We start from the raw sequence: 8,310 nt of genomic DNA, 5'->3' as shown, positions 1-8,310 counted from the left end.
GATGTTCCCGCAGGTGATATTTGTGTAGGAGGCCGCGAGGTCGGCTATATGGCGGGTATGATGAAAAAACTCACTCGATCAAATGAGTGTGTATTCACGGGTAAAGGCTTTGATTTTGGGGGTAGTTTTATCCGTCCCGAAGCCACCGGCTATGGCCTTGTCTACTTTGTCACTGAAATGCTAGCTCAAGAGAAAAAAAGCCTAGAGGGCATGCGAGTCGCGGTATCTGGCGCAGGTAACGTAGCGCAGTATGCGGTTAAAAAATGCCTAGAGTTAGGCGCTAAAGTGCTTACGATGTCAGACTCAAGTGGAACACTGTACGACCCTGATGGATTTACACCTGAAAAACTTGCTCTGTTAATGGAATATAAAAACCATAAACGAGCCTCGCTGCAAGAATACGCAAGCTTTACACAAACCACTTTTTTAGCTGGCGAAAGACCCTGGCATATTCCCGTTGATATTGCTCTACCATGTGCTGTGCAAAATGAACTGGATCTCAATGATGCCAAACAGCTGATTGCTAATGGGGTTCAATGTGTGGCTGAGGGTGCTAATATGCCGACCACTTTGACTGCAACCCAAGAATTCCATAAAGCAAAAGTATTGTTTGCCCCCGGCAAAGCCAGTAATGCTGGTGGTGTCGCTGTATCTGGTTTAGAAATGTGTCAGGGTGCGCAACGCCTACAATGGGCTGCTTGTGATGTGGATAATCAGTTACACCAAATTATGCAACGCATTCACACTAGCTGTGTGCAGTATGGCAAACAAGGCCAATCCATTGATTATGTCCAAGGGGCAAACATTGCTGGTTTTGTAAAAGTAGCTAATGCCATGTTGGCCCAAGGCGTTTATTAATGAAGCGTTAAGGTAGAGTCGGCTCTTTGGGTTTCAGTTTGATTTCTTCGGTCTGCAACTGATCCCAAGGGCCCGTTACCTGATACTGTACTGTCATCGCTTTTGCTAGAGGCTCCTTAAATAAAAGCTGGGTTAAAAAAGCCCCTATGCCTACCACTGGATTAACGGCAATACCTGCGGCAATTGCCGCCCCACTCATATCCACATTAGGAACCACCACCGCGCGCAAATCTAACTGCTCGGTTTCAATATCAGTTTTACCCTCTAAAACAATGGTTCCCACTGGGCCTATTACCCTAAAATTGCTCGTACTAATAGACTGCTGTGTAAGATGCAGCTTGCCTTTAATGTCATCAAAAGGGAAGCCATTCTGCGTTAGTCCTCGCAAATCAAAATCAAACTTAGCGAGTCTAGATAAAGACTGCAATGACAAAAATTCCAACATTTTCGCTGCGCGAGAGTTAATTTGATTAATCCGACCGTGGTGTAACTCCACCTCTACATCTGCTTGAATGTCTGCCAATGACGTTTTCCACGGAAAATGATGCCAGTGTAACTGAGCCTGTACCGAACCTTTACCCTCTTTTAGAACATCGCTAATACCGATGTAATGCAGCATTTGGCCTATCTCATCACTCTTTATCTGTGCGCTCAGTCCTAAGCCTCTTTGAGCCCCCGTTAGATGCCATTCTCCTGAGGCCTGTAAATCCCCATGTGGATTATGAAGATGGAAACTGGATACTTGCCAAGGCTGGGACTCAGCTTGCTTACGTCCTTGAACATGCAGACGGCCTAATCGCCACTCATCAACACGTAAATCATCAATGGTAAGATTTATAGAGGGCAGTTGTAGCTCAAACTCTTTCACAACAGGGTCTAGCTCCTCCTTTTGTGCAGCAGGAGCCCCTACCTGCCGCTGCCAATGAACTCGTTGCAGGGCTGCCTGTACCTCACCTTGTATGACACCCTGACTGTCTTCTTGCCAATGGATAGTACCAGCCATTTGATCCGAACTAATATCCATACGCCATCGCTGTGATTCTAGCTGCTGCAAGGTATAGGTCAACTGATCAATTTGATTCCCCAAAAGCACCCCCTTGTCAACTTTCAATCGCAGATTAACAAGGTGAGGAAATACATCAGGCGCTCCTGACTCTGAATCTGGTGCAAGTTGTGCGAACACCGCCTGCCAAGCCCCCAAATCTAATTCTTTATGATGTAAATCCACCCGCATACCTTGCTTAGGCATCGCAGTGGCTGGTTGACGCCATGTCACACTGCCCTGATTAAAAAAGGGGGAACTCGTTTTGTTTTCTATCAGTTTGAGTTGCAAGCGCTCATCTACGGTGACTGTTAACTGATGCTGCTTATCATTAAATGCCTGCCATCGCAGCTCTAGTGGCATACTGTGCTGACGCTCTTTGCTCAAAGGTAAGGGAAAATGTAGCCCTACCCCCTTCAACTGACTATTCAATCGCACAGAGAGTTGCTTTTTTGAATCCAAACCTACCTGTAACTGATAAGGCAAGTCTCCGCTGACATACTCACCTAAAGCCGGTATATCCACATAATCAACCAAAGCGGCCATTGTGGCTTTTCCTTTGATTAGTAGATACTGATTTGCTTGACCTACTTGCTGGCTCAGACTGAGATGCCCCCCGAGCCAATCCGCTGTTAGCCCCTCTGCCCGCGCCCCTTTATCACTAAAGTGTAACTGCCCCTTTACCTTTTCTAAAGGAGGCACTCCCTGCAATAGGGCAAGGCTATTGTTATGAAATTGAATATGCCCAGCCACCTCTAAATCATCGTCATTTTCGAGATTAAATCGCATGTCCAAAGGAACTTGCCACTGTCCGGTTGCCGTCGTGGTATCAAACACATGATCCAACCACGTGCCCAAGTCAGTATGTGTCATTAACCCTAAATAGGATTGAGCAGGCCCTTCTGTGTGTGCTTTAACACTCAATATCGGCTCATCGGCAGAAAAATCATCAATGTGAACTCGTACCTGCGAAGCCTGCAATGCATCTTTACCATTGGGTCTAAGCGTCGCCTGATCCGCACTCACCCATAAGGTGTTACCTCGAAGGGTTACATAACCAGTGGCTTGCTCAACTTTAGGCCATCCTTTTTCTAAATCTGTGGTTGGATAGTAGTCAATATCAGCGTGTTCAAAATGCCCCCCAACATAAAAAATACCCGTACTCGGCTCCGTAAAGGGAAATTGAGACAGCGCGCCATAAAGTCGAATAGCAGCGGTAGGGACTCGGCCCGACACTAGACCGTGCTGCAACCAGTCCACCACTGATTCCGATACGGCTGGCACAGGAAAATACTGGTATAAGCTCTTGAGTTCTACCTGTTGCAGCTCTCCTTGTAAGTCAAATTTTCCTTGTGATAAGTCGAGTCCTTGTGGAGTCCATGTGCCATGGAGATGAGCGTGACCTTGTGAGCTATCCATTACGAACTCTTGAATCGTAATGGCCGGGGCCTGAGGTTCTCTAGCAGCCCGTAAAATCAGTTGATCTGCAGATAAGGCTTGGCTAAAAGCGGGGTGTTGCCACACCACATCACGCCCATACATTTCCAACCGAAAAGGATCTGCCTGTAGCCGCTGTGCTATCGGTTGTAAATCCGCGACCGCTTTGAAGCTTTCCCATGGTCCAGAACCAAAAAAACGCAAAGAGCGTGCCTGTATTTGCCCAAAGTGCTGACTTTTCCACATACCGTTATAAACACGCAAATCCATCGTAATATCAGTGATTAGATTTTTCTCGATTTGCAACCAAAGCTGTGTGTCTAACGTGGCTTGTGTTAAATCACTAGGCAGATCAATCCACTGGCGCCATGCCGCAGGACTTAACTCATTCAACTGCACATAAAGCAACCCCTGCAACCTGTTTTGCTGCACTGCGTTTTGCTGCAGATGGCCTCGCAACTGCAGGCTTTGACCTAAACCAAGCTGTGGGGTAGCTTGCAAATTAAACTGAAGCTTTTGCTCATGGTTACGTAGAAAACCATGCATTTTATCTACATATAAGGGTGGTGCATCACGGCTGGCGTCAGTCCATAACAGGGTGGCGTCTTTGAGTTCAATTTGATCTTGTTGGATTAACCACTGCACAAAACCACTATTCGTCTCTGTGGCATCAGACTCTTGGAGGTCGACAGCCTGCCCTCCTAGATGCAACTGATGTGCTTTATCACGCCACATCGACAACTGCAGCCCATCTACTCGCAAATAGGAAAACAGCACCTGCCGTTCAAGTAAACTACGCCATTTAATGCGTGCGTTAATATAGGGGATGTGCACATTTTTTTGTTTTTCATCATGCACTTGCAAATCATGGATTTGAATTTCTGGTATCAGCCCCTGCCACCTACCAGTAAGTCTACCTATCTCTACCTGACTATTCATCGCTGCACTCAAAGCATGAGTAATCGGTGTGCGCAACTCATCAATGTGCGGTAATAGCCAATAGCGCACTCCCAACACTACAATAACGATAAGTACATAGATAACGAGTAGAACTCGTCCTAGCCAACGGAATAACGGCATCATTTTTGATCTTTTTTATGGCAAAACCATGAACTTTGAAAGCACACTAAACTGGTCAGGAGCACTACGTAGGCAGCTGTCCGCCACCCCCGATTTTGCCGACTGGTTGCTAGAACACAGCAAATTTGAAGTCAATGCCGCCTCTATTCAAGATTGGTTTGATGAAATCACACCTCATCAGCCCTCAGATGCATCTGAGGGACTGAAACAACAATTACGCCTCTTACGACGTCGCGTTTTTTTCACTCTCATGTTACGCGATATCAGCACTAGGGCTAGTTTAGCCGAAGTTGGTACAGCCATGAGCTTTTTAGCCGACTTCAGCGTAAGCAAAGCTTACCAGTTTGTCAGTACCGAACTTAGCCAAGCACATGGAGCACCTATTGATCCCAAAACGGGTGCACCCCTAGAGATGCTGATAGTGGCTATGGGTAAATGGGGGGGCTTTGAGCTGAACGTATCGTCAGATATAGACCTCATCACCCTTTATGCCTATGACGGTGAAACCAATGGCCGCCGCCCCCGCAGCCACCACGAATACTTTGGTCGCTTAACCCAGCGCATGCTACCTATACTGTCACAAATTAATGCGTATGGTCAGGTTTTTAGAACGGATTTACGTTTACGTCCTGATGGCGACGCAGGCCCTTTAGCCTGGAGCCTCAATGCGTTAGAGCAATACTTTTTGCAACAAGGCAGGGAGTGGGAACGATACGCATGGATTAAGGGACGCCAATTACACGTAAAAAGCCATATAGATAGTCAGCCTCAAAGCTACCAACATCGCTTAGAGGATTTGCGTATTCCTTTCGTTTATAGAAAGTACTTTGATTTTGATGCCCTCGCTGCCTTACGTGATCTGCGAGAACGTATTCGCCAAGATTGGCAACGTAAAGTCATCGCCAAAGATAGCTTAGAGAGCACACATCACATTAAACTCGGTGATGGTGGCATTCGGGAAGTCGAATTTGTTGTACAACTGAATCAGTTAATCAGAGGGGGACGCTGGCCTTCGTTACAGCAACAAAATCTACACGCGGCAATAGACGCTCAGGTTCAAGCCGATCTAATGGACGAGGAGTTAGCCCGCCCCTTAATCAAAGCCTATGATTTTTTACGTCGTACAGAACACGTACTGCAATACCGTGAAGATGAGCAAACTCATTTATTGCCAACTGACCCTAATACCTACTCAGCCTTAGCTGACACACTAGGGATGGATACCGCGCGCTTTACCTCTGAACTTAATGAACACCGAGCTTTTGTACACCAAAGCTTTCAAGATGCCTTTAGAATTGCTGGCGTAGATAAAAAAACAAAAAAAACGGCCCCTTCTACCCCTATTCACACACCGAATGAAATACTCGCCACCGAGCGTGCTGACCCGCAACTACTTCAACAAGAAAGCCAACGCCTTTTAAATAGCCATCGAATTCAACGCTTGCCACAGCACAGCTTAACGCGTTTAACACGCGTCTTGCCTTTATTGCGTGAAGCCGCTTTACACACTGATGATCCCATTGAGGCCAATAAACGCACACACCAAATCGTAGAGCAAATTGCCAGCCGTAGTTCCTATCTAGCATTGCTATTAGAGTACCCTGAAACTATCCAACGCTTAACCACCATGGCAAGCGCGAGTCCTTGGGCTACCCACTACCTTAGCCAATACCCATTAGTGTTAGACAGTTTGATTGAATGGCAGTCACTGATGGAAAAGCCTGATTTTGATGCCCTCGCTGAGCAACTACGCTTGGAACTAGATGCATGTTTACTGCCTAATGGCAAAGCCGATATTGAGCGACAAATGAACTTAATGCGCGATATGCAGCATCAAATTAGCTTTCAATTATTAGCGCAAGACTTGGCAGGCCTACTCACCGTAGAAACCCTAGCCGATCAGCTCTCTGCTCTCGCCGATATGCTGTTGGCTGAAACCATTTATCGCACTTGGCCCCTAGCACAACCCCGTCAAGCTGACCCAGCACTTTCTGAGCCTCACTTTGCCGTAGTGGCCTATGGAAAACTAGGTGGCAAAGAGCTGGGCTATGCCTCCGACTTAGACTTGGTTTTTTTATATGATGATCCAGATCAAGATGCCGTAGAGCGCTATGTGCGCTTAGGGCGGCGTATGGTGTCATGGCTTACTACGCTCACCTCATCGGGGCGCATGTATGAAGTCGATATGCGACTACGACCAGACGGCGATGCTGGCTTAATTGCCGTCTCTATAGATGGTTTTGAAAAATACCAAAGCCATCAGGCTTGGAGCTGGGAACACCAGGCCATTACACGCGCTCGCTTTGTGGCGGGTGATGCGCAAATTGGCGCACGATTTGAACGTGTACGCCAAGACATTTTGCTGCAAGAACGAGATCCCATTACCTTTAAACAAAAGGTAATTGAAATGCGTGAAAAAATTAGCGTGGCACATCCTAACCACAGTGGCCTATTTGATATTAAACATGACCGAGGTGGAATGGTGGATATTGAGTTTATTACCCAATATCTAGTGCTATGCTATGCTCATCAACACCCCGCTTTATTAAATAATTTAGGTAATATTGCACTGCTTGGCCTTGCTGCCCAGCAACAGCTAATTCCCACAGACTTAAGCAAGCAAGCCATTAGTGCCTATCGTGTATTTAGACGCTATCAGCATAATTTGCGCCTACAAGGGGCTGCTGTTGCTCGTTTGCCCCTGTCTCAAGTACATAATGAACGCGACACCGTTATCGCCCTCTGGCAAACGGTCATGAATTAACTGGTTAGATCAAAATGAAAAATACTGAATTCACCCGCCCTATCTTAACTCCCCCCAACAACAGCAAAAAAGTGCTACTGCACTCCTGCTGTGCGCCCTGTTCAGGAGAGGTCATGGAGGCCATGACAGCCTCCAGTATTGATTACACTATTTTTTTCTATAACCCTAATATTCATCCTCTTAAAGAATACGAAATCCGTAAAGAGGAAAACAAACGTTTTGCAGAAAAGCACAACATTCCCTTTATTGATGCAGACTACGATGCAGACAATTGGTTTGATCGAGTCAAAGGAATGGAAAATGAACCAGAACGTGGTATACGCTGTACAGAATGTTTTGACATGCGTTTTGAGCGCACGGCTTTATATGCACATGAGCATGGCTTCGATACGATCAGCAGCTCTTTAGCTATTTCACGTTGGAAAGATATGCATCAAATCAATGGCTGTGGCGAACGAGCTGCTGCCCGTTACCCCCAGATGCTGTACTGGACTTATAACTGGCGCAAAGGGGGCGGCTCTCAACGCATGCTAGACATCAGCAAAGAAGAAAATTTTTATCAGCAAGAATACTGTGGCTGCGTATATTCACTACGAGACACCAATAACTGGCGTCTTGCTACAGGACGTGACCGCATTGAGTTCGGCGTTAAATTTTATGGCATGAATGATACGGCTACGCTAAAAAAAAGCGACTAAGTGTTTTCACTAAAGATAAAAAATGGGGTCACCGTAGATAATTACGATGACCCTATCATTAAACACCTAAATAACGCTCCCATAAGCTGCGATCGGCACCTAGCTGTGCTGAGTCGCCCTGCCAAACCACCAAGCCTTTTTCTAAAATAATGTGATGATCGGCTAGTTTCATCAAACGTTCTACATATTTATCAATAATAAGAATGGTTTGACCTTGGGCTCGTAATACATCTAAACACTGCCAAATTTCCTCTCGAACTTTAGGAGCAAGCCCTTCGGAAGCCTCATCAAGAATTAATAGCTTAGGATTCGTAACCAACGCCCGCCCAATGGCCAACATCTGTTGCTCGCCACCTGACAACTGGTTTCCCATATTGTGCTGACGCTCTAAGAGCCGTGGAAAAAACTCAAATACTTTTTCTGGACTCCAG

General features: G+C 46.3%; 4 protein-coding genes and 1 pseudogene. 3 read left to right on the top strand and 2 right to left on the bottom strand.

From position 1 onward, the window contains the following. A pseudogene (locus tag Q0Z62_RS10080) lies at window positions 1–858 on the top strand (glutamate dehydrogenase); the annotation flags it as partial. A 7-nt stretch (window positions 859–865) separates the two neighbouring features. Here Q0Z62_RS10080 and Q0Z62_RS10075 read toward each other — a convergent pair. Next, on the bottom strand, window positions 866–4,420 hold the full coding sequence (locus tag Q0Z62_RS10075; RefSeq protein WP_298054118.1) for a YhdP family protein: 3,555 nt from the start codon (window positions 4,418–4,420) through the stop codon (window positions 866–868). Window positions 4,421–4,445: 25 nt separating this feature from the next. Between Q0Z62_RS10075 and glnE the strand changes: the two genes are divergently transcribed. Together glnE and Q0Z62_RS10065 are read left to right on the top strand one after the other, a co-directional pair. After that, the gene (glnE, locus tag Q0Z62_RS10070) at window positions 4,446–7,181 is read left to right on the top strand and encodes a bifunctional [glutamate--ammonia ligase]-adenylyl-L-tyrosine phosphorylase/[glutamate--ammonia-ligase] adenylyltransferase (RefSeq protein ID WP_298054116.1); all 2,736 of its coding nucleotides are present in this window, start codon (window positions 4,446–4,448) and stop codon (window positions 7,179–7,181) included. A gap of 14 nt (window positions 7,182–7,195) precedes the next feature. Beyond that, window positions 7,196–7,879, top strand: a complete 684-nt coding sequence (locus tag Q0Z62_RS10065; protein WP_298054114.1) for an epoxyqueuosine reductase QueH — start codon at window positions 7,196–7,198, stop codon at window positions 7,877–7,879. Between the two features lie 58 nt (window positions 7,880–7,937). Here the strand turns inward: Q0Z62_RS10065 and Q0Z62_RS10060 are convergent. Next, on the bottom strand, window positions 7,938–8,310 hold a 373-nt coding region (locus Q0Z62_RS10060), incomplete at its 5' end, for an ATP-binding cassette domain-containing protein (RefSeq protein ID WP_298054112.1).

Source organism: uncultured Paenalcaligenes sp. (genome assembly GCF_947630565.1).
Lineage (GTDB): Bacteria > Pseudomonadota > Gammaproteobacteria > Burkholderiales > Burkholderiaceae_B > Paenalcaligenes > Paenalcaligenes faecalis.
This window is presented reverse-complemented; position numbering and strand designations above follow the sequence as displayed.

Excerpts from the sequence above, each read along its gene's own strand:
- Q0Z62_RS10075 (WP_298054118.1), bottom strand. The coding sequence starts at position 4,420 with ATGATGCCGTTATTCCGTTGGCTAGGACGAGTTCTACTCGTTATCTAT.
- Q0Z62_RS10065 (WP_298054114.1), top strand. The coding sequence starts at position 7,196 with ATGAAAAATACTGAATTCACCCGCCCTATCTTAACTCCCCCCAACAAC.
- glnE (WP_298054116.1), top strand. The coding sequence starts at position 4,446 with ATGAACTTTGAAAGCACACTAAACTGGTCAGGAGCACTACGTAGGCAG.